The following is a 24,106-nucleotide window of genomic DNA, read 5'->3' as shown; positions in this document are numbered from 1 at the left end:
CCCCTGAACTCCCTGTTGATCCCCTTCCGCAGCCAGTCACCGTCTCTCCGCCTGCGGGAGGGCTACGCCCTGCTGCACCAGCACGATCCGGAACCGGCGGGCCTCAACCGGCTGCTGGTGGCCTGCGGCGATCCCCCCCGCAGCCCGGAGCGCTGGCAGCGGGTGCTGGCCTGCAGCGCCTGGCACCTGGTGGTGCTCAATCCGCACAGCCACCTGGTGGGCTTCGTGCGAGCCACCAGCGACCAGGCCCTCAACGCCAATCTCTGGGACCTGGTGGCCGATCCGGCCGACCCCGGCCGCGATGAGGTGATCGGCGCACTGGTGCAGGCGGCCCTGGCCCGTCTGCGGCGGGAGCTGAGCGGCTGCAGCATTTCGCTTTCCGCTCCCCCCGAAGCCCTCAAGGCCCTCACGCGGGTGGGCTTCGTTGTGGATCCCGGTGGCATCCGGGCCATGGGGCTCGACCTGCGGCCCGACTGAACGGTCGGCCGCGCCCCGTTCCTCCCGGAGAAATCCCCCGGGGAGGTGGGGCTGGACCGACGAGCATGGAGGGACTCGAACCCCCGACATTCAGAACCGGAATCTGACGCTCTATCCAACTGAGCTACATGCCCAACATCGGCAGTCAGGGCCCCGCAGGATCCTTCCCTCCGATGGCGGTACCTTAGCGGCTGACCGCCCCAGAACCATCCGGCTGCACCGCCTGGACCTCCGGCATTTCCGCAACATCGACGGGCTGGAGCTGACGCTGGAGGCGCCCCGCCTGCTGGTGATCGGCAGCAACGGCCAGGGCAAGTCGAACCTGCTGGAGGCGGTGGAGCTGCTCACGAGCCTCCGCTCCCACCGCTGCAGCGTCGACCGGGATCTGATCGCCCACGGCCAGCCCGCCAGCCGGCTGAGCGCGCTCACAGGCGAAGGGGACAGCCTGCAGCTCCATCTCCGCCGCAGCGGCGGCCGCCAGGCCCTGCGCAACGGCAAGGTGCTGGAGCGCCAGCTCGACCTGATCGGCCCCCTGCGCTGCGTGGGCTTCAGCGCCCTCGACCTGGACCTGGTGCGGGGGGAGCCCGCCCTGCGGCGTCAGTGGCTGGACCGGGTGGTGCTGCAGCTCGAACCCGTCTACGGCGCCCTGCTGAGCCGTTACGGTCGGCTGCTGCGGCAGCGCAGCCAGCTGCTGCGCCGGGGCCTGGGCGCCGGAGTGCAGCAGGAGCTCCTGGATGCCTTCGACGAGCAGATGGCCCTGGTCGGTGCCCGCCTGCACCGCCGGCGCCAGCGGGCCCTCTGGCGGCTCGAACCCCTGGCCGTGGCCTGGCAGCAGCGGATCGGCGGGGCGGCCGAACCGCTGCGGCTCGATTACCTCAGCGGCACCGTGGCCGACGCCAGCGATGAGGAGGGGCCCTGGCGGGAGGCCCTGGCGGACCAGCTGCGCCGGCAGCGCCCCCAGGAGGAGCGCCTGGGCCAGTGCCAGGTGGGTCCCCATCGCGACGAGGTGGGGCTGCTGCTGGGGGGTCAGCCGGCCCGGCGCTACGGCTCCGCCGGCCAGCAGCGCACGCTGGTGCTCGCGCTGAAGCTGGGGGAGCTCGACCTGGTGAACCAGGTGGTGGGTCAGCCGCCCCTGCTGCTGCTCGACGACGTACTGGCCGAGCTCGATCCGGGGCGCCAGCAGCTGCTGCTCGAAGCGGTGGGCGAGGGACACCAGTGCCTGGTGAGCGCCACCCACCTGGAGGCCTTCAGCAGCGGCTGGCAGGCCCAGGGCCAGGTGGTGGAACTGCGCCGCGGCGCCCTGGTGGGTTGAAGCCCGAGCCCCCTGATGCCGCAGGGGAACTGGCGAACCACCACCGCGCTCACAGGCGCGTATGGTGTGACCTGTTTGATCGGATCTGATGAACCAGCGCCTCTCCAGCCTGCATCCCAACCCGGGATGGAAGGAAGCCGCATCTCCTGCACTTTCCGCCCCTGGCGACATCACCGACGCGGTAGGCAAACACTGCATCCTCGAGCTCTACGACTGCGACTGCGCACGGCTCGACGACGAAGCCTTCCTCAGGGACACCATCACGACAGCAGCCAAGCGTGCTGGCGCCACCCTGCTCAACCTGATCACCCACCGTTTCGAACCCCAGGGCGTCACGGGCCTGGCCCTGCTGGCCGAATCCCACATCTCGATCCACACCTGGCCCGAGTCGGGCTACGCCGCCGTGGATGTGTTCACCTGTGGCGACCACACCATGCCCGAACGGGCCTGCCAGGTGCTGTGGGAGGAGCTGGGGGCCGGCCGACACAAGCTCACCAGCTTCCGCCGGGAAACACCGGAGGCTCTCGGTGAGACGGGACGGGAACCGGTAGTTCTGGCCGCCGGCTGAGGGCCGTCCCACGGCCGGTGCATGGCTGCCGGCCGGGACCCTCAGGCCACAGGCAGCTCCCGGTTCAGCTTGCCGCTCACCAGTCCCTCCAGATCGAGGGCCACGGCCGTGAAGCCCAGGCCCCTGAAGGAGGCCACCAGGTCCGGGCGCAGCGCTCCCAGCGCCAGCCGCTCCAGCGCCTCCGGCAGGACGGCGGCGGGAATTTCGATGCGGGCGGTTTCCCCCTGGCTGCGCACCCGCAGCTCGGCGAAGCCCCGCTGGCGCAGCCAGTCCTCGGCGGCGGCCACCCGGGCCAGCCGGGGGGCACTGATCGGTTCGCCGTAGGGGAAGCGGGAGGCGAGGCAGGGCTGGGCGGGCTTGTCCCACCAGGGCAGGCCCAGGGCGCGGGAGAGCTGGCGCACCCCCGCCTTGTCGATGCCGGCCTCGGCCAGGGGGGAGAGCACGCCGAACTCCCGGGCGGCGCGGATGCCCGGCCGGTGATCGCCCAGGTCGTCGCGGTTGACCCCATCCAGCACCTGGGCTCCCTCGGCGGCGGCAGCGATGGGGGCCAGCAGACGATGCAGCTCCCGCTTGCAGGCGTAGCAGCGGTCCTCCGGGTTGCTGGTGTAGGCGGGATCGGCCAGCTCCGCGGTGGCCAGCTCCCGGTGGCGCAGGCCCAGCCAGCGGGCCTGGTCGCTGGCCTCCCGGCGCAGGTGGGGGGCCAGGGCGGGCGACACGCCGGTGATCGCCAGGGCGCGCGCTCCCAGCCGGTCGGCCGCCAGGGCCGCCACCAGGGCGCTGTCGACGCCGCCGGAATAGGCCACCACCACCCGGGCGAAGCCATCCAGCCGCCCGCACAGGGCCTCCAGGCCCCGCTCCAGTGGGGCCGGGAGAGCGTCGAGCAGGGTGAGGCGGGGGCGTCCGGTCATGGCGGAGATCCTGGCAAGGCTGGGTAGCATCCGGGCCAGATCCGCCCGCAGCTGCTCCCCACCGCCCGCCGATGACCCCCGCCGCCCGCAGCACCCAGACCCCCCAGCGCGGCACCGGGCGGGGCATCGGCATCCGCACCGCCGCCGGCAGCGATGAGCGGGCCCACGGTCAGCTGCACGTCTACGACGGGGAGGGCAAAGGCAAGAGCCAGGCGGCTCTGGGGGTGGTGCTCCGCACCATCGGCCTGGGCATCTGCGAGCAGAAGCGCACCCGGGTGCTGCTGCTGCGCTTCCTCAAGGGCCCCGGCCGCTCCTATGACGAAGACAGTGCCATCGAGGCCCTGCAGCAGGGCTTTCCCCATCTGATCGACCAGGTGCGTACCGGCCGGGGCGATTTCTTCACGGCCGAGGAGGCCACCCGCTTCGACCGCCAGGAGGCCCAGCGGGGCTGGGACATCGCCAAGGGGGCCATCGCCAGCAACCTCTATTCGGTGGTGGTGCTCGACGAGCTCAACCCCGTGCTCGACCTGGGCCTGCTCGACCCTGAGGAGGTGGTCCGCACACTCACCACCAAACCGGCGGGCATGGAGGTGATCTGCACCGGCCGGGGGGCGCCGCGGCAGCTGGTGCAGATGGCGGATCTGCACTCCGAGATGCGGGCCCACAGCGGCCCGGAGCAGGGGCTGGAGGGGCTGGAGATCTACACCGGTGAAGGCAAGGGAAAATCCACCAGTGCCCTGGGCAAGGGACTGCAGGCCATCGGACGGGGCATCAGCCAGGACAAGAGCCACCGGGTGCTGATCCTGCAGTGGCTCAAGGGCGGCGCCGGCTACACCGAGGATGCGGCGATCGCCGCCCTGCGGGAGAGCTACCCCCACCTGGTGGATCATCTGCGCTCCGGCCGCGATGCGATCGTGTGGCGCGGCCAGCAGCAGCCGATCGACTATGTGGAGGCGGAGCGGGCCTGGGAGATCGCCCGGGCGGCCATCGCCAGCGGCCTCTACAAGACCGTGATCCTCGACGAGCTCAATCCCACGGTGGATCTGGAGCTGCTGCCGGTGGAGCCGATCGTGCAGACCCTGCTGCGCAAGCCCACCGAAACCGAAGTGATCATCACGGGCCGCTGCAAGACCCGGCCCGCGTACTTCGATCTGGCCAGCGTCCACTCGGAGATGGTGTGCCACAAGCACTACGCCGAACGGGGCGTGGACCTCAAGCGCGGCGTCGACTACTGAAGCCGCCGAGGCGGGCCAGGCAGGGCCCCCTCGTCCGTCCCCGGAGCCTCCTCCACGGGTGCTGCCTCCACCAGGCCCCCGTCCTCGAGCATCTCCACCTCCTCGGAGGCGATGAAGCGCCCCAGCAGCAGCCCCACCAGCAGGGCCACGTAGAGGGTGCTGGAGACACTCAGGAGGATCACGAAGCGTTCGCCCACCGGGTTGGCCGGCACCACATCGCCGTAGCCCACCCCGGCGATGGTGACGAAGCTGAAGTAGGTGAGCCGGTCGAGCAGCAGCTGGTGACTGGCGGCGGCGCCGAGGCTGAAGCTGCCCGGCACCAGCACCTGGGTGGCGGTGGCGAGCACGCCCCCCGTGAGCCCCAGGTGCAGATAGCCCGCCGCCGCCCCGGCCATCACCTGCACGTTGACCCGGGGCACCCGGGCCAGCAGCCGCACCAGCCGCACGGAGGTGATCAGGAAGAACAGGCTCAGCAGGACCATCTCGACGACGCGGAACGCGCCGCCTGGCCATCCCCCCGAGGCCACCGGCACCCAGAGCCCGAGCCCCCCCAGCAGGCCGATCCCCCGGTACAGCCCCTGGCGCAGCGGAGCAAAGGGCACCCCGCCGATCACCGGCAGGGTGCGGATCGACTGCAGGATCAGCAGATCGAAGACCAGAGCCAGCAACACCTGGCCCTGCCAGCCCCGGTCGGCGGTGAAGGGCATCAGCAGGATCGGCAGCACGGCCGTCAGCAGGAGCGGCAGGAACCTGCTCTCCAGGGCGATCAGCCGCTGGGCGTCCTGCCGCCGGCGCTGCAGCCCGCGCCGATGGGCGGGGGAGAGGGGCTCAGTAGCGCGGAACGGCAGGGTCCACCTCCTGGCTCCAGGCGTCGATGCCGCCCTGCACATTCACCCCCTCGATGCCATGGCGACCCAGGGCGATCAGGGCCTTGGCGGAACGGCCGCCGAGCTTGCAGTGCACATAGAGCTGCTTGCCGGCGGCGAGGCGGCGCACATCCTCGATCGCCTCGCCGCTCTCGATGCGGTCGAGGGGCACCAGCACCGAGCCCGGGATCACGGCGATGTCGGCCTCCTGGGGATTGCGCACATCCACCAGCAGCAGGTCCTCCATCCGACCGTCGATCAGGGTCTTGAGGTCGGCCACGGTGATGGTGGGCACAGAACCAGCCTCCTCCTGGCCGGGGGCCGAACCGCCCACGCCGCAGAACTCCTGGTAGTCGATCAGCTTCTCGATCACGGGGCGCTCCGGATCGGGGCGCAGCTTCAGCTCCCGGAAGCTCATCTTCAGGGCATCGAAGAGCAGCAGGCGGCCGCTGAGGCTGGTGCCGATGCCGGTGATCAGCTTCACCGCCTCGGTGGCCTGGATCATGCCGATGATGCCGGGCAGCACCCCCACCACGCCGCCTTCGGCGCAGGAGGGCACCATCCCCGGCGGCGGCGGCTCGGGGAACAGATCCCGGTAGTTGGGGCCGCCCTCGAAGTTGAACACCGTGGCCTGGCCCTCGAAGCGGAAGATCGAGCCGTAGACGTTGGGCTTGTCCAGCAGCACGCAGGCGTCGTTGACCAGGTAGCGGGTGGGGAAGTTGTCGGTGCCGTCGCAGACGATGTCGTACCCGGCGATGATCTCGAGGGCGTTCTCGCTGGTGAGGGCCGTTTCGTAGAGATCCACCTGGCAGTGGGGATTGATCTCGAGGATCCGGGCCTTGGCGGATTCGATCTTGGGCTTGCCCACCCAGCTGGTGCCGTGGATCACCTGGCGCTGCAGGTTGCTGTGGTCGACCACGTCGAAGTCGACGATGCCGAGCCGGCCCACGCCGGCGGCGGCCAGATACAGGAGCAGGGGCGAACCCAGGCCACCGGTGCCGACGCACAGCACCGAAGCCGCCTTGAGTCGCTTCTGCCCCTCCATGCCGATCTCCGGCAGGATCAGGTGACGGGAGAAGCGCACCACCTCATCGGGGCTGAGCTGGACGGCGCTGGTGTCGGGAGGAAGCATGGCGGCGGAGGCCCACGACGCATCAATCGTCCATTCTCCACGCCAGCGGCCGGGGGGGGCCCTGCTCCGGCAGCCACCAGCAGGCCAGCTCGGGGCCCGCTCCAGCCGCGGCGATGGCGCCATCGACCGGCCGGCCCTGGATCAGCATCAGGGTGGGACCGAAGGCCAGGGCGCAATCGAGGGCCGAGGGCAGCGGCTCCGTGGCCGGGTGGCTGTGGGCCGAACCCAGCACCTCCAGGCCCCGGGCCCGGGCCCACTTCTGCGCCTGCAGCTGTTCGCGGGGGTCGAGGGCGAAGCGACGGATCCGCTCGGCCGGAGGATCCCAGACATTCAGGCAGGGCCAGACCTGAGCGATCCGCCAGGGATCACGGCGACCCAGCAGCAGGGCGCAGCCCTCCCGGGGAGCGGCCGCCTGCAGCACCGCCTCCAGCACCGTCAGCGCCCGCCGACCGATGCCCAGCTCCGCTGGCGTGTCAGCGTTCACACCGGTACGTTATGCGTCATCACGACAGGGGACCTGTCCTCCATGATCGACACCATGACTGAAGTGAAGGAGCCGATGCAGGACGAAACCGGCAACGCTGGGGAAAGCGTTGATTTCACCGAGCGCTACAGCGAAGTGATCGGCAAGGTCAACGAGACCCTCGACAAGGTGGACTGGAGCCAGATGGGCCGCATCGGCAAGGCCACCGGAGTGCTGCTGGCGGTCATCGTGGCCCAGATCCTCATCAAGGGGGTGCTCGACACCATCAACCTGCTGCCGATTGTTCCCGGCCTCCTGGAACTGCTGGGCCTAGTGGTGGTGGGCAGCTGGAGCTGGAACAACCTCACCACCGGCGAGAAGCGCTCGGCCGTGATGGAGAAGATCAAGGGCCTGCGCAAGGAATACCTGAGCTGAACGGGTCCTGGGGTCAGCCGGGGGAGTGGTCCAGCAGGGCGCGGATCGCCTCCTGGCACTGGCCCCGGTAGGTGCCCCCGAACAGGTTGGCGTGGTTGAGCAGGTGGTAGAGGTTGTAGAGGGCGCAGCGACGGGGATGGTCGCCTGGAAGTGGCCATTCCTGCTCATAGCCAGCGAAGAAGGCGTCGGGAAAGCCGCCGAACAGGCGTGCCATGGCCAGGTCCACCTCCCGATCGCCTCGGTAGACCGCCGGATCGAAGACGGTGCCGTCACCTGAAACGGTGAGCGCGGCGTTGCCGCTCCAGAGGTCGCCATGCACCAGGCACGGCTGGGCCCCGTGACCGTTCAGCCAGCCGGGGGTCAGGGCCAGGAGGGCATCGGCACCTTCCATCCTCCCTGCCGTCGCGGCCAGTCGCTCCAGCTGGGGAGCGAGGCGCCGCTCCACGAAGAACCGACCCCAGTCCTCCTCCCAGCCATTGGCCTGCACGCCGGAGCCGATGAAGTTGTCCGTCGGCCAGCCGAAGGCGGCCCCGGGGCGGTCGGCCGCGATGCAGGCCTGCGACAGGCTGCGCCGGTGCAGGCGGGCGAGGGCGGCCCCCAGCCGGTGCCAGGGGGACGGCTGCGCCGCAGAACGGCCCCGATCCAGATCGATCCAGGAGAGCACCAGGACCGCCTCAGGGCCCATCCGCCCATGAACCATCGGCACGGGCAACAGGGGCGCTCCCCCCTCACCCGTTGCTGCGGCCAGGGCCAGGAGGCCCTCGGCCTCCGCCTCCAGCAGCGGCAAGGCGGCGGCCTGGTTGGTCTTGGCGAACAGCCGGGTTCCGTCAGCCAGCTGCAGACACCAGGCCCTGTGGATGCAGCCTCCACCGACGGGGCGGCGCTCCACCAGGTCCACCCCGAGCCGATCGCCCAGCCAGGAGGCGAGGGGGTCGGCAGGCTGAGCGTCAGGGGAGGCCATCGGTCCCGGGCTGGTTCGGGGATTGCAACCCTATGGCGACCCGTGGATCGCTGGCCGGCCTCCCGGCCCTGCCAGCATGGGGTCGTGAGCACAACGGCAGCGTTGAATCCCGATGATGGGGCAAGGGTTGATGTGGTCGTCGTCGGTGCCGGCATCGCCGGCCTGACGGCGGCGGCCCTGCTGGCGAAAGCGGGGCTGAGCGTGGAGCTGCTCGAGGCCCACCACCAGTGCGGCGGCTGCGCCGGCACCTTCCGGCGCGGGCCCTATGTGTTCGATGTGGGAGCCACCCAGGTGGCGGGGCTGGAGGAGGGCAACGGCAGCCCCGCCGGCATCCATGCCCGCCTGTTCCGCCACCTGGGAGTGGCACCGCCGCCGGCCGTGCCCCTCGATCCCGGCTGCGTGGTGGATCTGGCCGACGGCAGCGAGCCGGTGCGGATCTGGCGTGATCCGGAGCGCTGGCGCCGGGAGCGGCTGCAGCAGTTCCCTGGCAGTGAGAGGTTCTGGGCCCTCTGCGACGCCGTGCACCAGGCCAACTGGGCCTTCGCCTCGCGGGATCCGGTGCTGCCGCCCCGCAACTGGTGGGACCTGGGTCAGCTGCTGAGTGCCCTGGGGCCGGCCACTCTGGCCAGCGGCCTGCTCACCGCCGCCACGGTGGCCGACCTGCTGACTCTCACGGGCTGCGGGGGCGACCGGCGGCTGCGGCGTTTTCTCGATCTGCAGCTGAAGCTCTATTCCCAGGAGCCGGCCGATCGCACCGCGGCCCTCTACGGCGCCACGGTGCTGGCGATGGTGCAGGAGCCCCTGGGGCTGTGGCATCTGGAGGGGTCGATGCAGGCCCTCAGCGAGGCCCTGGAACAGGCCTTCACCCGCCACGGCGGCCGGCTGCGCCTGCGCCATCGCGTCGAACAGCTGCACCCGCCCGCAGGGCCGGGGGGTGCCTGGCGGATCAGCGGGCAGCGGCGCGACGGGGGACGCAATGGCAAGGCGGCGCGGAAGGGTGCCGCTCCTGGAGCGGACGTCGTCCTGGAGGCCTCCGAGGTGGTGCTCAGCCTGCCTCCCCAGACCCTGCCGGCCCTGCTGGGGGAGTGCCTGCCCGCCGGCTACCGGCAGCGGTTGGCCAACCTGCACGAACCCAGCGGAGCCCTGGTGTTCTACGGGGCGGTGGAGCGGACACGGCTGCCGGCGGGAGGGCCCAGCCATCTGCAGCTGGATGCTGCCGAGCCGGGCTCCCTGTTCGTGTCGGTGAGCCAGGAGGGCGACGGTCGGGCGCCGGCCGGGCGGGCCACGGTGATCGCCAGTGTGTTCACCCCGACCCGGCCCTGGTTCGGGGGCGAGGAGGCGGCCTACCAGGAGCGCAAGGCCGAGGCGATGGCGTCGATCCAGAGGGGGCTGGAGCAACTGCTGGGGGTGGATCCGGGCGACTGGCTCCATGCCGAACTGGCCACCCCCCGCGGCTTCGCCGGCTGGACCGGCCGGCCCTGGGGCTATGTGGGCGGCCTGGGCCAGCATCCCAGCCGCTTCGGGCCCTTCGGTCTGGCCAGCCGCAGTCCCCTTCGGGGCCTGTGGCTCTGCGGGGATGCCATCCACCCCGGCGAGGGAACGGCCGGGGTCAGCCTTTCGGCCCTGATGGCCTGCCGCCAGCTGCTGGCCGGTCGGGGGGTGGAGCTTCGGCCCTGACCCCCCGAGCTCCTCCGCCTGTGCGATAGCGCGACCTCGGCGCCGGATCAGTTGACGCTGACCTGCACCACCCTCCCGCCGAGGCGCTGCACCCGCTGCAGGGCCTCGTTCATGCGGCTGTAGGGCACGCGCATCACGTAGGAGCCGCTGCGCACCACCGCGTTGTTGACCAGCCCCGTGGCGGTGATGGTGGCCACCCGGCCGCTGGAGGTGCTGCTGCCCCGCACTCCCGCGGATACCACCAGCGCATCGGCCCGGTGGCGGCGGGAGGGTTCGGTGGGCTGGCCTGCCACGGACACCGGTCCCTCGGCGACGGCCACGCCCCGGCCCATGGTGGCCCGGAAGAAGGACTCGCCGCTGAAGCGGGGACGGCGCACCGATACCGTCACGGCCCGGTCCTGATGAAGGGCCTTACCGAGCTTGAAGCGGGTGCCGGCACCATCGCCCTTCGCCGAAGCGGCCGCACCGCCGGCCAGCTGCATCAGCCAGGAGAACTGCTGCCCCTGCTGGCCGGCGGAATAGTCCCAGCCATGGAGGTAGGGCACCACATCGGTGCCGAAGCGCTCCTGATATTCGTCGCTGTCGATATAGGAATCGATCTCGGCGTCGTAGCCCTGCTCCTGCAGGATCGTGAAGTGGTGGAGCATCTCCGCCTTGTTGTGGGGTGCACGGCCGAGAAGATGCTTGTGATTGAGCTCAATGAAGCGGTAGGGATTGCAGGATTCGAAGAAGCGTGAGCGGTACAGACCGCTCTTGGCCAGGCTGCGCACGAACTCACGCACGGACAGGTAGCCATTGCGGAAGAGCGATTCGGCCCCTGCCAGACGCTCACTCTGCATGACGTACTGCTGGCCCAGCACCTGCTGGTAGACCTGGCGAATGATGGCGTCCCGGTCCTGGGAAGACGCCTTCGACCAGTTCTCCCTGTTGCGGTCATCGGCGAAACGTTCGATGCCGAGGGAAGGGGCTTGAACCAGAGCCATGGCGGTAAGGGCGGGAAGGGCAGGGAGAGGAGCATCACCTGGACAGGATCCCGGTGGATGTCAGGTCGCGATTCTTGCCCGATCCGCATCAATCGCACGGGGATCGTTACACCGCTATGTGCAAGCTGCCCGATCAATACATTCCTTCACCACCCTTGCAAACGAAGGATTGAGAAAAGAGAAGAACCGTTCAGGAGGCCAGGCGATCCACGCCATCGCCGCGGCCCTGGGGCTGCCGCTGGCGGCTGGGAAGCTGCTTGACGGGCCGGACTGGACCGGAAGGAGGCAGCTCCGGCAGCCGGGGTGAGGGCCTGAGGGCCGTCGACTCCTGGCAGAGGCAGTCCCAGACGGCCTCGAGGGCGGCCAGCTCATCGGCGGAGGACCATCCCAGTTCACCGCTCCGGCTGACGGACGCCTGGCGTGAATCCCGCTGGGAGGAAGGCTGGGAGAGCTCGATCTTCATTCCGCTGCTCCTGCGACTCAGAATCCACTATCCCGGTCGAGCGCCCTTCAGTCCATGGGGAAGGGAAAGAATCAGCCGAAAAGAATGTTAAGACCGCTGCCCCCAGCCGCACTGCCGCCGGGGGGGGAAGCGCAACCCCTCAGGGCTGGAACGTCGCCAGATCGCCAGGCCGGCGGAGCATCTTGTCGACTTCGTCGAGATGGAGCTCCTCCAGGACGATCATCTCCCGGGCGTACTCCTCCATCAGCACCGAATGGTTCTCAGCCAGGGCCAGCAGGGCGTAGTAGGCCTCCAGGGCCGCCCGTTCGTGCTCCAGGCTCTCGCGCAGGATCCCGCCGATGTCGTGCTGGTGGGTCTCGAGCAGGGAGCCGATGCGCAGTGAGGGGTGGCCGCCGAGAAGGGTGACCATCTCCCCGGCCTTCTGGGCATGGGTCAGGCCCTCCGCCGCGTTCCCCTTCAGCCAGGAGACGATGGGGATGCGGTTGTAGCCGTAGACCATCAGGGCGTAGTGGGTGTACTTCACCACCCCGGCCAGTTCGAGCTCGAGGATCCGATTCAGCGCCTCGATCATCGACGCTTTCAGCGGGGCATCGATCGTTGTCATGGCGGTGGCCTCCTCGATGGCAATCCGTTCCTGGCCTCAGGCTAGGAGCGGCGGCGGAGCCGCCCGGGCCAGACCGGAGGGAACGTCACCTGCCCTGACAGGCCCTCTCCCCACGGGTCAGTCGTCGGCGGGCAGGAGCACCAGGGTGTGCAGACGGTCGGTGCCCAGATCGTGGGTGAGGATCCACACCTGCAGGCCCCGGCCCAGATCGAAGACGCTGCGCAGCGATCCCTGCTGGCGATAGGCAGCCATGGTGTTGTCGCGGGCATCACGGGCATCCACGTTCCCCCAGTCGCCGCGGCGGTGGCGTGCCACCAGGCGCTGCAGGGTTTCCGCGTCCACCCACTCGCGCACGTCCGGACTGACATCCACCGGGCCGATGGCGAGGCGGGCGGCCATGGGGGAATTCTCTCGACACCTGAAGTTAAGCGGCCGGCACCGATCTTGGCGGCATCGCCGGACCTGGATGGCGGTGCGATCAACGCAGATGGTCGAGGGCGCCGCGGCCGTGCAGCTCGGCCAGGGCGTCATAGCCGCCGATGGCCTGGCCATCGATGAACACCTGGGGCAGGCTGCCACGGCCGCTGCGCCCGGCGATCGCCTGGCGCTCGGCCTCGCCATCAGCCCGCTGCACGACATGGGCGATGCCGAGGGTGCGCAGCATGCGCAGGGCCCGGGCCGAGTAGGGGCAACCGGAGCGCACCGCGATCTCCACCCGGGGTGCGGCCGGAGCCGGCTCCGGGGCGGCACCGCTCGCCAGGACGCCCACCAGCAGGTCGGCACCCTTCAGCACCAGGCTGCCGTGCTCCAGGTGGCCGCCCCACACCTGACACTCGCCGTCGGACAGGCTCAGGTGCAGGTGCACCCCCTGGGGCGCCACGGTGCCCTGCAGGGTGATGATCTCCAGGTGGCCCCGCAGCACGGTGGGCTCGGCCAGGCCCGGGCACTGGAAGGCCGCCTGGGAGAGGTCTCCCACCACGCCGAGCACGAAACCGGAGGCGTTCGCCTCGATCGCCACCTGCTCGAGGCTGGCGCGCAGATCACTGCCCGGGCCGAGATGCAGCGACAGCGGTTGCATGGCGAAGGGAGGGACGGCACGGGTCAAGGTAGAACCGCGCCGGACGGCCCTCAGGCCGTGAAACGGCAGGACAGGCGCGCCAGGGCCTCGTCGGGCAGGCCCAGGAAACGGTCGAGCAGGGGATCACCGCTGGGGGCGATCGGGGCCACCCCCACCAGCACCATCCGCCCGGCGGCATCGAGGGGCCGGCCCTGGCCGCGGTGGCGGCGGCCCTGCACCGGGCCGGTGCTGAGGGTGGTGGCCACCAGCAGATCCGGTGCCCGGTAGAGGCCGAGGGCGGAGAGCCGGAAGCGGGCGTCGAAGCGCAGGGTCATGGCCCCCGTCGTGGCATGGAAGGAGCCCTCGAGCCGCTCCGGAATGATGGCGATCTCCAGGCCCGGGGGGATGGGCAGGCCGAGGAAGCGGCCGGTGCGCCAGGAGAGGGAGGGGATCAGCAGGCCCGCCGGATCAAAGTGCAGGGCCTGCTCGCCATCGGCATCGACCGCCGCGAGCTGGCCCACGGCGCCGCCACCGCTGGCGTCGTAGAGGAACGGGGGATAGGCCGCGATCGCCAGGCTGCAGTCGGCCAGGGTGCGGAGGGAACAGGCGGCCTGGGTCATGGCCCCATTGTGGGCGCGCCCGCCTCAGGCCGCCGGCAGCACCTGGCGATAGCCGTTCGCCTCGCATACCTGCAGGGGGGTGGCGAACAGCGCGCTGAGGGGCGCATCCTGCAGCAACTGGTCGGTGGGGCCGTCGCCCACCACCCGGCCCTGGCGCAGCAGCACGCAGCGGCCGATCTCCGGCAGGATCGCCTCGATCTGGTGGGTGACCAGGAGCAGGGTGGTGCCGGTGCGGGCCAGGTCGCGCAGGATGGCCAGCAGCTGGTGCTTCGCTCGCAGGTCGAGGCCGTTGGTGGGTTCATCCAGCACCAGCACCTCGGGGTCATGCACCAGGGCCCGCGCCAGCAGCAGGCGGCGCCGCTGGCCGTCGGAGAGCTGGGCATAGGGGCGCTCCGCCAGATCGGCCAGGCCCAGCTGAGCCATCAGCGCCGCCACCCGCCGGTGCTGGTCGGCACTGGCCACCTGGCTGCGGCCGATGCCCACGGAGCCGAAGAAGCCGGAGAGCACCACATCGGCGGCGGGCACCCGGCCCCCGTAGCCGGCCTGCAGATCCTGGGAGACCAGGCCGATGCGGCGGCGAAGGTCCCAGAGGTTGACCGTTTCGCTGCCGAAGATCCGCAGCCCCGAGCCCGGCTTCACCACCGGATAGAGCTCGCGGCTGAGCAGTTTCACCAGGGAGCTCTTGCCGGAGCCGTTGGGGCCGAGCACCACGGTGTGCTCGCCGGGGTGCAGGCGCAGGGAAAGGTCGTCGAAGACCCGCCGGGGCCCCAGCCAGACCTCCACGGACTCGAGCTCGAGGTAGGGGATCGCCGCGGCCATGGCGGCCATCATCGCCTCGGACCCGTCGCGGCCCGGGCCCGGCAGGCAGGACTCAGCCGATCCCGATCCACTCCCTCAGGGCCTGCAGGGGCTGATGGTCCCAGGAGCGGAAATCCAGCTGATTGAGGTTGCGAACCCTGGCCTGTCTTCCCAGAACCACGCCGGCATCGAACGATGGCAGATGGCTGGGATCAAAGCGGTAGGGCCGCGGATAGAACAGCAGGGAACAGGCCTTGAAGATGGCGAGATGCAAGCCGTTCGTGCGCCGATCGTTGCCCATCGTGAAACCCACCACGAAGGCCTCGTCGTCGAGCGAAAATCCCCTGCCGAGCAGCAGGTGCAGGCAGTCATGACGGTGGAGATCGATCATCCCCGGCAGCGCCAGGGGGCTGGCGGGATTCTCCAGCAAGCGCACCACAAAGGGAATGGCATCGCTGGCGTCGCCCTTCATGGCGGCGAGGGCATCAACAAGGTGATCCGAAGATTCAACCTGGAAGGTGGACAGCATCCCCCTGCTCCTTGATGATTGTTCTGGTTATGGACCGGCCCAGGGACAGTGGATGGTTCGACCCCGGAAGATAGCGCTGACCGTATCTAAAGCCGGCCAGGAATCGTTCATTGGAGCTGAATCTAAGAGCCCTGGAAGTCCGCCACCAGAACGTGTGCCTGAATGCCGACAGAGCCGACGGAAGAGTGCCGGTCCCGGGGGGGGGTGATCAACGCAGCCGCTGGGTTGCGCCGCTGCCCGTTGGGCCAGCAGATCCGTCCTGGGGCAAGGCCTCCCCCGACGGACGGCCCCAGCCGAGCTTGCGCTCCAGCTTCTGAATCATGCGGCCGGCCAGGTCCAGGCCGGTGGCCGTTTCGATGCCCTCCAGCCCCGGGCTGGAGTTCACCTCCAGCAGCAGGGGGCCGCGGTGGGAGCGCAGGATGTCGACCCCGGCCACATCCAGCCCCAGGGCCTTGCAGGCCTTGACGGCCATCTGCTTCTCCGGGGCATCGAGCTGCACCATCCGGGCGCTGCCGCCCTGGTGCAGGTTGGCGCGGAACTCCCCCTCAGCGGCCCGGCGCTCGATGGCGGCCACCACCTTGCCGCCCACCACGAAGCAGCGCAGGTCGGTGCCGCCCGCCTCCTTGATGAACTCCTGCACCAGCAGGTTGGCGTCGAGGCTCTGGAGGGCGTTGATGACACTCTCGGCCGCCTTCTGGGTCTCGGCCAGCACCACCCCCTTGCCCTGGGCTCCCTCCAGCAGCTTCACGATCAGGGGGGCGCCGCCCACCATGCGGATCAGGTCGACGGTGTCGAGCGGCGAATCGGCGAAACCGGTGACCGGGGTGTTGAGGCCGGCGCGCACGAACTCCTGGGAGGCGAAGAGCTTGTCGCGGGAGGCGGTGATCGCCTGGGCGCTGTTGAGCGACTGGACCCCCATCGATTCGAACTGGCGCGTCACGGCGCAGCCGTAGAAGGTGACGCTGGGGCGGATGCGGGGGATGACCGCATCCACCGAGCCGAGCACATCACCGCCGCGGTAGTGGACCTCCGGATTGCGGGGATCGAGGCGGATGTAGCACTGGCGGATGTTGAGGAACTGCATGTGGTGGCCCCGTTCCTCCCCCGCCTCGATGATGCGGCGGTTGCTGTAAAGGTTGGGATCACTGGCCAGCACCACGATGCGCAGGCCGCTGTCGCGCTTGCGGGCATGGGCGTAGAGGGCCCGGCTCTCCTCGGGGCTGAGGGAGCGCAGGTGCTGGCTGCCCTCCGGGTCCACCAGGATGCGACCCACCATGGCCTGGCGGCCCAGCAGCATCCGGTAGCCCATGGCATCGCGGTTGGCCAGGGTGAGCTCCACCTCCCAGCTCTGGTCGCCCAGCACCAGCCGCTCCCGGATCACGTAGCGGCTTTCGGGCACGCCGCTGGTGTTGCGCACCTCCCGCTTGGCCAGCACCGGCGCCTCATGGCGCACCACCAGGCTGCGGTCGCCCTGGAGCGGGTGCACCTCGAAGCTCACCCAGCCCTGGCCGTCGCGCTCGAAGGGAACGATGTTGGTGGCATGGAGGGCGGAGGTGGCCGCCCCGGAATCCACCCGGGCCTTGATCGCCGGCAGGCCCGCCTCCGGGAAGCTGCACCACTCCTCACTGCCGACGATGATCTTGCCGTCGAAGCTGTCCATGGCTGGGGGCACGGAGGAAGGGAAGGGCCCTGACCGTCATGCTGGCCGCGGGGCCTGCGGCTGTCGACGGGCGGGGCGGCCATGGGAACATGGTTCAGATCAATGCCACGGGCCCGTGCCGAACGACAGCAGTCCCCCCCGGTCGGTGATTGTCGGCCTGCTGGTGGCGGTGGGTTCGATCGGCGGGATGGCCCTGCTGGTGTGGATCACGGTGGTGATGCTGGATCTCAAGCACCTCAACACCTCCGGCTTCACCCTGCCCTGAGAGCGATGGCGGCCTCGCCGCGGCGGTGGATCTCGCGGGCGTGGTCGGTCCAGGTGCCCTGGCCCCAGTAGCGGAAGCAGCTGGTTTCCAGCAGCAGCAGGTGGAGCAGGGCGTTCTGGTAGGTCTCGCTGCAGGTGACGGCGGGATCGGCGGCCACCAGGGGATCGAACACCTGGTGGAAGCGGGCGCTGAGCTGGTTCATCGGCTCCAGGACGTTGGCGTAGCCCTCCACCCAGCTGAGGTCGTTGGTCCAGGAGGCGCCTTCCATCGAGAAGGACGGATCACTCGCCTGGAGGGCGGCGATGGCCGCCTCGGTGGCCTCCGGCGTGGGCTCGGCGCCGATCCGCTGCCACAGCTTGTGCTGCTGCACCGCCTGGATCTGGGGGAAGTCCGCAGGGTCCACTCCGGCGGCCTCGAGCAGCTCGAGGTATTCGGTGCCGTTGATGGCCACCGTGCCCGGGTCCTCGCCCCGGGAGGCGATGGTGTGATGGGCCTGGAGAAAGGCCGGCGGGAACTCGTTCATCATCACGCCCCCGTTTTCGCCATCGGCGATCTGACAGACCAGGGCCGGAACCGTGGTGGCCCCCAGCGGCTGGCGGCCCAGCCCCAGGGCCTCGTGATAAGGCTGCATCTGGCCCACCAGCTTGGTGTCGGAGCCCTGGGACTTGATCAGTACGGTGATGGTGGCCGTCTGGCCGCTGGAGCTGCGGGCGATGAGCTGGTTGGGGATGAACTTCTGCTCCTGGCGCAGGGGTGAACCGTCGAGGTTCTCGACGCTGTGTTCCTGCACCAGCAGCCAGCGGTAGCCGCACTCCCGCAGGGCCTCTACGAAGGCGAAGAGGGTGTCGGGATGGTTGGGCAGGTGCATTTCCGGCGGCGAGAAGCCCTTGACCCGCTGCAGGGCCTGTCGGCCGAAGAGGGCCCCGAACTGGTGCTGCCAGGCGGTGATGTGCAGCTTCAGGTCGGGGATGGGGGTGGAGGGCGCCACGGCATGGCCCCAGAAGCTGCCGAGCCATTCCACGTGGGGCTGGAGACCCCGATCACAGGCGAGCAATTTCAGGGCGTCGAGAATGTCATGGCGGCCCATCTGCTGGAACCCCCAGAGCAGGGTGCCCGAGTAATCCAGCATGATCCGGGGGTTGCAGCCGTCAGCCATCAGCTGGGGAAGGATGTCAGCCAGGCGCCGGTAGCAGTGGGCGAAGGCTTCGGCGTTGTGGTTATCGCCTTCCTCCGGGTGCTCCAGCATGTACTGAAGATGGGAGATGAGTTCCCCATGGGCTCCGGCCGGAATCGTGGGCTGGTGCATGTGCAGCGCGCAGGCGAAGCCCGAACGGATCCGATCCAGGCGGAGGTTGGTGCGGGGCAGGAACACCGGATCGGTCTGCTGCACCAGGGCCAGGAGCTCCGCTTCACAGCCGGCGATCGGCGGCAGGGGTTGAGGGGACATGGGCGGGGTGTCGCGACGGCTCGATCGAAGGGGTGACGCGTGTCGAAGCTCAGCCCATCATCCGGGACCCGTTGGTTTGTTCGCTGCCTGGCTGTGGCGCTGGTTACGAGGGCCGGCCAGCTGCTGAAGCACCCGATCACGGTGCGGATCGACGGGAGCGTCAACATCGACAGGGTGAGCGAACCCACCACCCTCCGCTCAGGGTGGAAGCCTTCAAGGAGATCCCGGTAATGGCCCCGGAAGCCATCCTGGTCTCCACCGGGGGCCCGTGAGCGCCCGGGTGGTGGTGGATGGGGTGAACACCTCGCTCCGCGTGAAGGCCGAGGATCCCTTCCCGGTACGGGGCGTCCTCGACATCAATCGGATCAAGGAGTCCCTGCGGGTGAACCTCAGGGGTCCGCTGTTCCCGTTTCGGATCCCGACCCCGTGATCAGCGAGGCACCACCGATGGGGCGACGGCCGAGCGTGGCGGCCGGCGCCGGCTGGCCAGCAACCGGAGACGAACTCCTAGGGTTTGAACAATCGCTTGGTCACCCAGTGCAGACGCCATCCCTCGCCCTGGCCGCTGTGGTTCTGGCCCTGCCGGTGCTGACCCCGGGCCCGGCACTGGCGCAGAAGAGGATTCCCAAACTCCCGGGCAATGACCAGTGCCCGCTGGGGTATGTGAATGACCTGAAGCAGCATTGCCTTTCGCCCATCTATTACGAGGTCAGGCCCACCTACGGAAAGCCCTGTCTCTCGGGATGGATGAACATCGGTGCGGGCTACTGCAAGAAGAAAACCCTGGGGATTTTCTGATCGCCATCGCCGGAGAGCTCACGCCCTCTGCTCCATAGGTGCTGGGCAGAGAGGCAGTCGACGCCAGGAGACCTCGCGCCCACCGGTTTCGCCTCAAGGCCCCTGGCTCAGACCACCAACCCAAGGATCTGCCCCACAATCGCCATCACCTCCTCCAGCTGAGCCTCCCGGGCGATGGCTGCGGGCAGGCGAACACCGAAGCTGTTGCCCCAGCGGCGCAGGGTCTGGCGCGAAGGGGTAACGGCCACGGGAATCAGGCGTATCAACAAAAGGGCAGACGCCCAACGACGGCGGGGCGGCACAAGAACACCCTCAGCGCGGATGGTCAGAAGGAGTCTTCCGTCTGGCCGGCGAAGCAGCCGGCGTAGCTCTCGCTGCCCTGCAGCTTCTGGAACACGAACTGGCAGATCGCTGTGCCGGCATAGACGGCCAGGGGAGCGGGGCCGAAGTTGCTCATCTCCAGCACCTGCTGGCTGTCGATCCCCGGCCCCATGAACGGGGCGCTGATGTGCACCATCAGGCCCAGCCGCGCGAAACGGCTGCGACCCTCCAGCCAGCCGCACAGACCGGGGCCCAGGCGCAGCCGCTCCTGGGTGATGCCCAGCACCGTCTCGCCCGGCATGATCAGGATGTGCTCGCCCTGGGGCACCTGGATCTTCTCGGTGAGCTGCCGGTAGTCGGTGTGCTCGCGCACCTCGATGACCTGGTGCACCTTGCGGAACACGCGAAAGGTGCGGGCGAGGGTGAGGTCGAGGGAGGCCGGGCCCAGGCGCGCGGGATCGAAGGGTGTGATCGTGATGGAGCCCTGCTCCATCGCCTGCAGGATCGCCTCTTTCCCGAGAACGGCCATGGTTGTGCCTGGGGGCGGGCGGCCTTGGATTGTCTCAGGCGGTGGGCCGGGGGCTCAGGGGGCTGATGGTGGTCAAGCCAGAGCGGGGATGATGGGCCCAGTTGCCTGAACCGATCGCCATGAAACTGCCGGAAGGATGGACGCTGTGGCTGCTGGTGCTGGCGCTCAACGCCGTGGCGGGCACAATGTGGTTTGTGAACCGGGGAGTGGAGCGTCCCGAAGCCGGCGGCAGCCTATGGGCCATGCTGCGCTCGCTCGGATCCGGTGGGGTGGGGTAGGCGCAGCGCTTCGCTGAGAGTGCTGCGGGTCTCGAGAGCACCAACGGGCCCTGGAGGGGCACCAGATCGTGCCCAGAAACCACGGCGGTGCCGACGACCTCAGCAACCTGCAGGCGCTCTGCTACCGCGGCAACGCCGGCAAGCCATGGCCATTGCTGGTCTGTGAGTTGCACCGCCAGTGATTGACTCAGCTGGCAGGCATCTCATGCCACACGTGCACGGCTTCGGCTTGGATCTCAATGACGCGATTGATCAGATCAGTGTCGTTCCCGTGTTGGATCAGCTGCAAAGCTGATTGGACCCTGAGCCACTGCTGTTCGGCACTCAAGCCAGCTTCCCTGAGAGCGATCACGCCAGGGTGCACCTCCATGACCGCGGGCCAGGGCATGGGGGAAGACCGCGTCATCCTTGGCGCCATATAAGTGGCCCAGCGGGCCAGACGAGAACTGAGAATTTCGTCGATCAACAGCCTCAAGCCATGGTCCTTCAGCCGCGTTGCAGGGCGAGTGGGCGCCGAGGGCGGCCGGGAGGCTTGGGCAGGCGCGCCTGGATCTCCGCGTCATCGAGGGCCTGGCGGCTGAGCTGGGGAAAGTCTGCTGCCAGCTCGCTGCGGCTGACGCCGGAGCGCAGCTGCTCCACAACCACGGCCACGGCCACGGCCACGGCCACGAGAATCCTGGTGCCCCGGAACACAGGCTGCCCTGAACAGCCGGCCGGATCGCTCTCCAGCAAGGCATGGGGCCGCCTGTAGAGGCGGTAGCGGTAACGCAGGTCCCGGCTCACGCCGATGAGGTCGAGACTGAAGGGAACGGCACCTGTCTTGCGCAGTTCAACGCGGCCACGGGACCACTACCCCTGGGGCAAGCCCTCAGGCAACCGGTGAGATTTCACGGTGCCCGGCGGATCCAGGGAAGCGGAGGTGGGCCGCATGCTCATCCGAAAGATCGGCCACACAGCCCAGCCCTCAAAGATCCAGGCTGCCAATCAGCTCCTCGATGGAGCAGCCCAGCTGGCTGGCCACGTCCTTGAGGCTGTGCTGCAGGCGCTCAGCCAGGAGCTGGCCGTTGACGTCCCGCGGAATCCTCGCAGGGCCAGCAACTCCTGCCTCACGTGATGGAGGCGGATCAGGGCACAGGCAACCAACGCGCGCAGGCCATGGCCTGAACCCAGCCCCGCCTGCGATGGGGGAATTCATCAGATCAGAAGCAAAATCTGCACGGGACGCTTTTGAGGACTATCAACTTCCCAGGGCATCATCTTCGTTGCAAGGATCCTTGCCGAGGCAGTCCTTCCACGGCTTCAGAGTAGATGGCTACCTGAAAAAGCAAAAGACCTTTTTACTCTCAGCCCCGAGGTTGGGTCATTCAGGCGAAGGAAAGCCTGTTGTTTTGGGCCTTAGATAGAACTGCAGAAAACAGGAATGACCTGCACTGGGCAAGGCTGTAGTAGCCTTGTTGAAGCGTGTTGAGAGGTTAGCATGTTATCACCCACAAGTTCTCCCGCGGATTCTTTTCCAGTTTTTCAAGAGATCTTCGATTGCCTGATCAAGCATGGAGAAGCGCGATGATGATTACAGACGAAAAACTTGGTAAGGCAGATTGGGCAAGCACAATAGCTCAAATCCAAGGCTCAATTCTTCCAGCCGTCCTTCCTCGCGTTCTGGTCTTCTGCGGTTTGGCAACAATCATATCAGGATTGCACGCCTCTGGCTTCCCTATCTATCTAGAAAAGTTAGGAGACCTCACCACCAACGTGATCTATAACCTTGTCCTTGGCTTGCTGGTCGTTTTTCGTACCAACACCTCCTACGACCGCTTCTGGGAGGGGAGAAAAGCCTGGGGTGCCTTGGTTGTCAACATTCGCAATTTAGCCCAGGAGCTGCAAGTCGGCATTGCGAATGCAGCTAGTTCCAGCGAGAAACAGGCAATGATCAGGCTGTTATCAGCCTTCGCGATCGCAACCAGGCTGCATCTGCGCAATGAAGACATGAGTGACGAACTCAAAGCGCTGATCACCCCGATCCAAGCCCAGCAGCTTGAGATCTCAAAACATCGGCCCCTCGTCATTATCTTTTGGATACGGCACTACTTGCAGACGCAGTTGAGCTTGGATAACATCAATGACAACCAACTAACGGCCGCCAATACCATGCTCGGCAGTCTCGTTGAAGGGATAACTGGCTGCGAACGGATCATCACCACTCCCATACCCATTGCCTACAGAGTTTTTCTCAAGCGCTTGATCTTGATTTATTGCATCGGCCTGCCTTTCCGAATCGTGCCTGATATAGCTTGGTGGTCAATCCCAATGATGGCTTTCATAAGCTTCTTGCTTCTAGGGGTTGAAGAAGTAGGACGTGAGCTGGAAAACCCGTTTGGTTACCACGCCAACGACCTGCCACTGGATGATATCTGCAGTGCAATCATCAATAACGTTGAGAGTACGTTGACCTTAGGCGTTCAATTCCCGCCTGAGCAAGCCTCGCCGGAAGCACTCTCAAGCGCATGACATTCCTTGGATATTCTCCTCGAAACTGCCTTTGGTTTTTAGCACAACAGAAGCTGTTCTCGATGTCGTGGAGAACGATCGAGAGTTCAACGGGAGTGTGTGTAGGGGTTTTGATGAACCGCTGCTGATCGTCGATCAGTCTGATGCAACCAAACGCTGAATGGGGCCCCCTTTCGATTGCAATAACCCTCAATTCAGAAAGCCAGCTCCAGCTGCAACTGCTGAGGTGAGCTCAGGACTTCTCGATTGTCATCAAGGTTGAGTTCCATTTTGGAGGTGGAGAAAAGGCTTTCCCCCGCAGCGTTGTCCCAGCAGCTGCAATTTAGGGGACATGCTGCTGACGAACTCGCGTTTCCTCAGTAGGTCGCGACAGTCGGAGGCCCGGTACTGGCTGTTCTGATTGGAGTGAATCCACTGCGTCTCCGGCTCCGGCCTGGCCGTGATCCGTTCAGGGAGGGATTGATCACAAATCAGCAACACGTGCTCACTGCCGAGATCGAACGCCACGATCGAGCCGCAGGGTGCTGAGCACCTGTTCAGTCCGCGGACTGGTGCTGGTCATCGGGGATCTGGTCTGAACGCCATTCAGCCGGAAGGGTGTCGCAGCAGCTCCGGAGGCCTTGGTTGCTGCGAGCGTGAGGCGGGGAGTCGGGCGGCACACGGGAGCTCGGAGCCGGGCGGGCTGCAGCCAGCCGAAGCACTTCAAGCCTGCCGTCGACCCGCACAACCAGGGGGCGCCAGCATCACTCCATGGCCTCCAGCCCCTCTGTTGTCTTCCTGCGCCTGCGCGCGTTGATCGCCGAGCGGATGCGCATGAGCCCCATCGACCAGCCCCTCATGCTCATGGAACTGCTGGGCCGCCGCAGTCCGGCCCCAGCGCAGGACGTGGCCCGGCGGATCCTGGGAAGCGCATGGTGGGCCGGGTGCTCATCCGAAAGATCGGCCACACAGCCCAACCCTCAATGTGCCTGATGTCAACTACGTAGGCGGCCGCGTTGACTCATTGCATTTGTGACGTGACCCCCATCAGTGTTCCAGTTCGTATGAGAGCTGGTGGGGTGATCAGGCCGCTTTCCATTGCTGGAGGACTTCCATAGGCGTACGCCCCTGGAGACCCGAATGCGGTCTGTAGGTGTTGTACTCCATCCTGTGCTGCTCTGCCAATACTTTTGCCTCTGGTAACGATGAGAAGAGCTCAATATTCAGGAACTC

At 67.8% G+C, this 24,106-nt stretch carries 32 protein-coding genes, 1 tRNA gene and 2 pseudogenes; 13 read left to right on the top strand and 22 right to left on the bottom strand.

What is annotated here, in order from left to right; translation table 11 throughout:
• The first annotated feature begins 15 nt into the window (after positions 1 to 15).
• Positions 16 to 477, top strand: coding sequence for an N-acetyltransferase (locus KUG41_RS14730; protein ID WP_216904962.1), 462 nt, complete (start codon positions 16 to 18; stop codon positions 475 to 477).
• Between the two features lie 60 nt (positions 478 to 537).
• Here the strand turns inward: KUG41_RS14730 and KUG41_RS14725 are convergent.
• Positions 538 to 611 (bottom strand) — tRNA-Arg (locus KUG41_RS14725).
• A gap of 89 nt (positions 612 to 700) precedes the next feature.
• Between KUG41_RS14725 and recF the strand changes: the two genes are divergently transcribed.
• Positions 701 to 1,789 carry a DNA replication/repair protein RecF gene (recF, locus tag KUG41_RS14720; protein ID WP_216904992.1) on the top strand — a complete coding sequence of 363 codons (1,089 nt, stop codon included), beginning with the start codon at positions 701 to 703 and terminating at the stop codon, positions 1,787 to 1,789.
• Between the two features lie 88 nt (positions 1,790 to 1,877).
• On the top strand, positions 1,878 to 2,357 hold the full coding sequence (gene speD, locus KUG41_RS14715; protein WP_216904961.1) for an adenosylmethionine decarboxylase: 480 nt from the start codon (positions 1,878 to 1,880) through the stop codon (positions 2,355 to 2,357).
• 41 nt (positions 2,358 to 2,398) lie between these two features.
• On the opposite strand, the gene larE is transcribed toward speD, so the two are convergent.
• Positions 2,399 to 3,265, bottom strand: a complete 867-nt coding sequence (gene larE, locus KUG41_RS14710) for an ATP-dependent sacrificial sulfur transferase LarE (protein WP_216904960.1) — start codon at positions 3,263 to 3,265, stop codon at positions 2,399 to 2,401.
• Positions 3,266 to 3,336: 71 nt separating this feature from the next.
• Here larE and KUG41_RS14705 point away from each other — a divergent pair, with 71 nt between their 5' ends.
• Positions 3,337 to 4,500: a cob(I)yrinic acid a,c-diamide adenosyltransferase gene (locus tag KUG41_RS14705; RefSeq protein ID WP_216904959.1), complete on the top strand. Its 1,164-nt coding sequence runs from the start codon at positions 3,337 to 3,339 to the stop codon at positions 4,498 to 4,500.
• Here the strand turns inward: KUG41_RS14705 and KUG41_RS15960 are convergent.
• The 3 genes from KUG41_RS15960 to KUG41_RS14690 are packed head-to-tail and all read right to left on the bottom strand — an operon-like array spanning position 4,494 to position 6,982.
• Complete coding sequence (locus KUG41_RS15960) at positions 4,494 to 5,390, bottom strand: potassium channel family protein (RefSeq protein WP_216904958.1); 897 nt, start codon at positions 5,388 to 5,390, stop codon at positions 4,494 to 4,496. The two genes, KUG41_RS14705 and KUG41_RS15960, sit on opposite strands and share 7 nt — an antisense overlap.
• Positions 5,329 to 6,498 (bottom strand): molybdopterin-synthase adenylyltransferase MoeB, encoded by a 1,170-nt coding sequence (gene moeB, locus KUG41_RS14695; RefSeq protein ID WP_216904957.1) that lies wholly within the window; start codon positions 6,496 to 6,498, stop codon positions 5,329 to 5,331. Before moeB ends, KUG41_RS15960 begins: the two co-directional genes overlap by 62 nt.
• A gap of 22 nt (positions 6,499 to 6,520) precedes the next feature.
• Positions 6,521 to 6,982: a M67 family metallopeptidase gene (locus KUG41_RS14690; RefSeq protein ID WP_371734168.1), complete on the bottom strand. Its 462-nt coding sequence runs from the start codon at positions 6,980 to 6,982 to the stop codon at positions 6,521 to 6,523.
• 42 nt (positions 6,983 to 7,024) lie between these two features.
• On the opposite strand from KUG41_RS14690, the gene KUG41_RS14685 reads away from it, so the two are divergent.
• Positions 7,025 to 7,396: a CAAD domain-containing protein gene (locus tag KUG41_RS14685; RefSeq protein ID WP_216904956.1), complete on the top strand. Its 372-nt coding sequence runs from the start codon at positions 7,025 to 7,027 to the stop codon at positions 7,394 to 7,396.
• A gap of 13 nt (positions 7,397 to 7,409) precedes the next feature.
• Here the strand turns inward: KUG41_RS14685 and KUG41_RS14680 are convergent, their stop codons facing one another.
• The gene (locus tag KUG41_RS14680) at positions 7,410 to 8,357 is read right to left on the bottom strand and encodes a fructosamine kinase family protein (RefSeq protein ID WP_216904955.1); all 948 of its coding nucleotides are present in this window, start codon (positions 8,355 to 8,357) and stop codon (positions 7,410 to 7,412) included.
• A 102-nt stretch (positions 8,358 to 8,459) separates the two neighbouring features.
• On the opposite strand from KUG41_RS14680, the gene crtD reads away from it, so the two are divergent.
• Positions 8,460 to 10,034 carry a C-3',4' desaturase CrtD gene (crtD, locus tag KUG41_RS14675; RefSeq protein WP_216904954.1) on the top strand — a complete coding sequence of 525 codons (1,575 nt, stop codon included), beginning with the start codon at positions 8,460 to 8,462 and terminating at the stop codon, positions 10,032 to 10,034.
• Positions 10,035 to 10,081: 47 nt separating this feature from the next.
• On the opposite strand, the gene KUG41_RS14670 is transcribed toward crtD, so the two are convergent.
• From KUG41_RS14670 to KUG41_RS16205, 10 genes and pseudogenes are all read right to left on the bottom strand, one after another.
• Positions 10,082 to 11,017: a phycobilisome rod-core linker polypeptide gene (locus KUG41_RS14670; RefSeq protein ID WP_216904953.1), complete on the bottom strand. Its 936-nt coding sequence runs from the start codon at positions 11,015 to 11,017 to the stop codon at positions 10,082 to 10,084.
• A 190-nt stretch (positions 11,018 to 11,207) separates the two neighbouring features.
• Positions 11,208 to 11,480 (bottom strand): hypothetical protein, encoded by a 273-nt coding sequence (locus KUG41_RS14665; RefSeq protein WP_216904952.1) that lies wholly within the window; start codon positions 11,478 to 11,480, stop codon positions 11,208 to 11,210.
• Between the two features lie 139 nt (positions 11,481 to 11,619).
• Positions 11,620 to 12,084, bottom strand: a complete 465-nt coding sequence (locus KUG41_RS14660; RefSeq protein ID WP_216904951.1) for a bacterioferritin — start codon at positions 12,082 to 12,084, stop codon at positions 11,620 to 11,622.
• 117 nt (positions 12,085 to 12,201) lie between these two features.
• A complete protein-coding gene (locus tag KUG41_RS14655) occupies positions 12,202 to 12,483 on the bottom strand; it encodes a hypothetical protein (protein WP_216904950.1) in 282 nt (93 codons plus the stop codon).
• A 79-nt stretch (positions 12,484 to 12,562) separates the two neighbouring features.
• The gene (locus KUG41_RS14650; protein ID WP_216904949.1) at positions 12,563 to 13,162 is read right to left on the bottom strand and encodes a PCC domain-containing protein; all 600 of its coding nucleotides are present in this window, start codon (positions 13,160 to 13,162) and stop codon (positions 12,563 to 12,565) included.
• Between the two features lie 50 nt (positions 13,163 to 13,212).
• Positions 13,213 to 13,761 (bottom strand): hypothetical protein, encoded by a 549-nt coding sequence (locus KUG41_RS14645; RefSeq protein WP_216904948.1) that lies wholly within the window; start codon positions 13,759 to 13,761, stop codon positions 13,213 to 13,215.
• Positions 13,762 to 13,785: 24 nt separating this feature from the next.
• Positions 13,786 to 14,580, bottom strand: coding sequence for an ABC transporter ATP-binding protein (locus KUG41_RS14640; RefSeq protein ID WP_371734167.1), 795 nt, complete (start codon positions 14,578 to 14,580; stop codon positions 13,786 to 13,788).
• Positions 14,581 to 14,632: 52 nt separating this feature from the next.
• Positions 14,633 to 15,088, bottom strand: coding sequence for a hypothetical protein (locus KUG41_RS14635; protein WP_254217333.1), 456 nt, complete (start codon positions 15,086 to 15,088; stop codon positions 14,633 to 14,635).
• 208 nt (positions 15,089 to 15,296) lie between these two features.
• A complete protein-coding gene (gene rimK / locus KUG41_RS14630; RefSeq protein WP_371734171.1) occupies positions 15,297 to 16,256 on the bottom strand; it encodes a 30S ribosomal protein S6--L-glutamate ligase in 960 nt (319 codons plus the stop codon).
• Between the two features lie 90 nt (positions 16,257 to 16,346).
• Positions 16,347 to 16,748 (bottom strand): annotated as a pseudogene (locus KUG41_RS16205) (ATP-dependent zinc protease); the annotation flags it as partial.
• Between the two features lie 115 nt (positions 16,749 to 16,863).
• Here KUG41_RS16205 and KUG41_RS14625 point away from each other — a divergent pair.
• Positions 16,864 to 17,013 carry a hypothetical protein gene (locus tag KUG41_RS14625; RefSeq protein WP_216904946.1) on the top strand — a complete coding sequence of 50 codons (150 nt, stop codon included), beginning with the start codon at positions 16,864 to 16,866 and terminating at the stop codon, positions 17,011 to 17,013.
• Here KUG41_RS14625 and KUG41_RS14620 read toward each other — a convergent pair.
• A complete protein-coding gene (locus tag KUG41_RS14620) occupies positions 17,000 to 18,460 on the bottom strand; it encodes a glycosyl hydrolase family 57 (protein WP_216904945.1) in 1,461 nt (486 codons plus the stop codon). The genes KUG41_RS14625 and KUG41_RS14620 overlap by 14 nt on opposite strands.
• 268 nt (positions 18,461 to 18,728) lie before the next feature.
• On the opposite strand from KUG41_RS14620, the gene KUG41_RS14615 reads away from it, so the two are divergent.
• Both KUG41_RS14615 and KUG41_RS14610 read left to right on the top strand, forming a co-directional pair.
• Positions 18,729 to 18,890: a hypothetical protein gene (locus KUG41_RS14615; protein WP_216904944.1), complete on the top strand. Its 162-nt coding sequence runs from the start codon at positions 18,729 to 18,731 to the stop codon at positions 18,888 to 18,890.
• Between the two features lie 128 nt (positions 18,891 to 19,018).
• Positions 19,019 to 19,258, top strand: coding sequence for a hypothetical protein (locus tag KUG41_RS14610; RefSeq protein WP_254217335.1), 240 nt, complete (start codon positions 19,019 to 19,021; stop codon positions 19,256 to 19,258).
• A 107-nt stretch (positions 19,259 to 19,365) separates the two neighbouring features.
• Here the strand turns inward: KUG41_RS14610 and KUG41_RS14605 are convergent, their stop codons facing one another.
• Both KUG41_RS14605 and dcd read right to left on the bottom strand, forming a co-directional pair.
• Positions 19,366 to 19,506 (bottom strand): AbrB/MazE/SpoVT family DNA-binding domain-containing protein, encoded by a 141-nt coding sequence (locus KUG41_RS14605; RefSeq protein ID WP_216904943.1) that lies wholly within the window; start codon positions 19,504 to 19,506, stop codon positions 19,366 to 19,368.
• A 77-nt stretch (positions 19,507 to 19,583) separates the two neighbouring features.
• Complete coding sequence (dcd, locus tag KUG41_RS14600) at positions 19,584 to 20,108, bottom strand: dCTP deaminase (protein ID WP_216904942.1); 525 nt, start codon at positions 20,106 to 20,108, stop codon at positions 19,584 to 19,586.
• Between the two features lie 119 nt (positions 20,109 to 20,227).
• On the opposite strand from dcd, the gene KUG41_RS14595 reads away from it, so the two are divergent.
• Positions 20,228 to 20,386 (top strand): hypothetical protein, encoded by a 159-nt coding sequence (locus KUG41_RS14595; protein ID WP_216904995.1) that lies wholly within the window; start codon positions 20,228 to 20,230, stop codon positions 20,384 to 20,386.
• A gap of 29 nt (positions 20,387 to 20,415) precedes the next feature.
• Positions 20,416 to 20,568: pseudogene (locus tag KUG41_RS14590) on the top strand (HNH endonuclease); the annotation flags it as partial.
• 5 nt (positions 20,569 to 20,573) lie between these two features.
• On the opposite strand, the gene KUG41_RS14585 reads toward KUG41_RS14590, so the two are convergent.
• Entirely contained in the window at positions 20,574 to 20,861 is a 288-nt protein-coding gene (locus tag KUG41_RS14585) for a hypothetical protein (protein ID WP_216904941.1), read from the bottom strand.
• 11 nt (positions 20,862 to 20,872) lie between these two features.
• Complete coding sequence (locus tag KUG41_RS14580; protein WP_216904940.1) at positions 20,873 to 21,169, bottom strand: DUF433 domain-containing protein; 297 nt, start codon at positions 21,167 to 21,169, stop codon at positions 20,873 to 20,875.
• Between the two features lie 780 nt (positions 21,170 to 21,949).
• On the opposite strand from KUG41_RS14580, the gene KUG41_RS14575 reads away from it, so the two are divergent.
• Positions 21,950 to 22,894: a bestrophin family protein gene (locus tag KUG41_RS14575; protein ID WP_254217332.1), complete on the top strand. Its 945-nt coding sequence runs from the start codon at positions 21,950 to 21,952 to the stop codon at positions 22,892 to 22,894.
• A 750-nt stretch (positions 22,895 to 23,644) separates the two neighbouring features.
• On the top strand, positions 23,645 to 23,866 hold the full coding sequence (locus KUG41_RS14570) for a hypothetical protein (protein ID WP_216904939.1): 222 nt from the start codon (positions 23,645 to 23,647) through the stop codon (positions 23,864 to 23,866).
• 90 nt (positions 23,867 to 23,956) lie between these two features.
• Here the strand turns inward: KUG41_RS14570 and KUG41_RS14565 are convergent, their stop codons facing one another.
• Complete coding sequence (locus KUG41_RS14565; protein WP_371734170.1) at positions 23,957 to 24,094, bottom strand: integrase core domain-containing protein; 138 nt, start codon at positions 24,092 to 24,094, stop codon at positions 23,957 to 23,959.
• Positions 24,095 to 24,106: the final 12 nt, after the last annotated feature.

Source organism: Synechococcus sp. CCY 9618, assembly GCF_019038415.1.
GTDB lineage: Bacteria > Cyanobacteriota > Cyanobacteriia > PCC-6307 > Cyanobiaceae > Cyanobium.
This window is presented reverse-complemented; position numbering and strand designations above follow the sequence as displayed.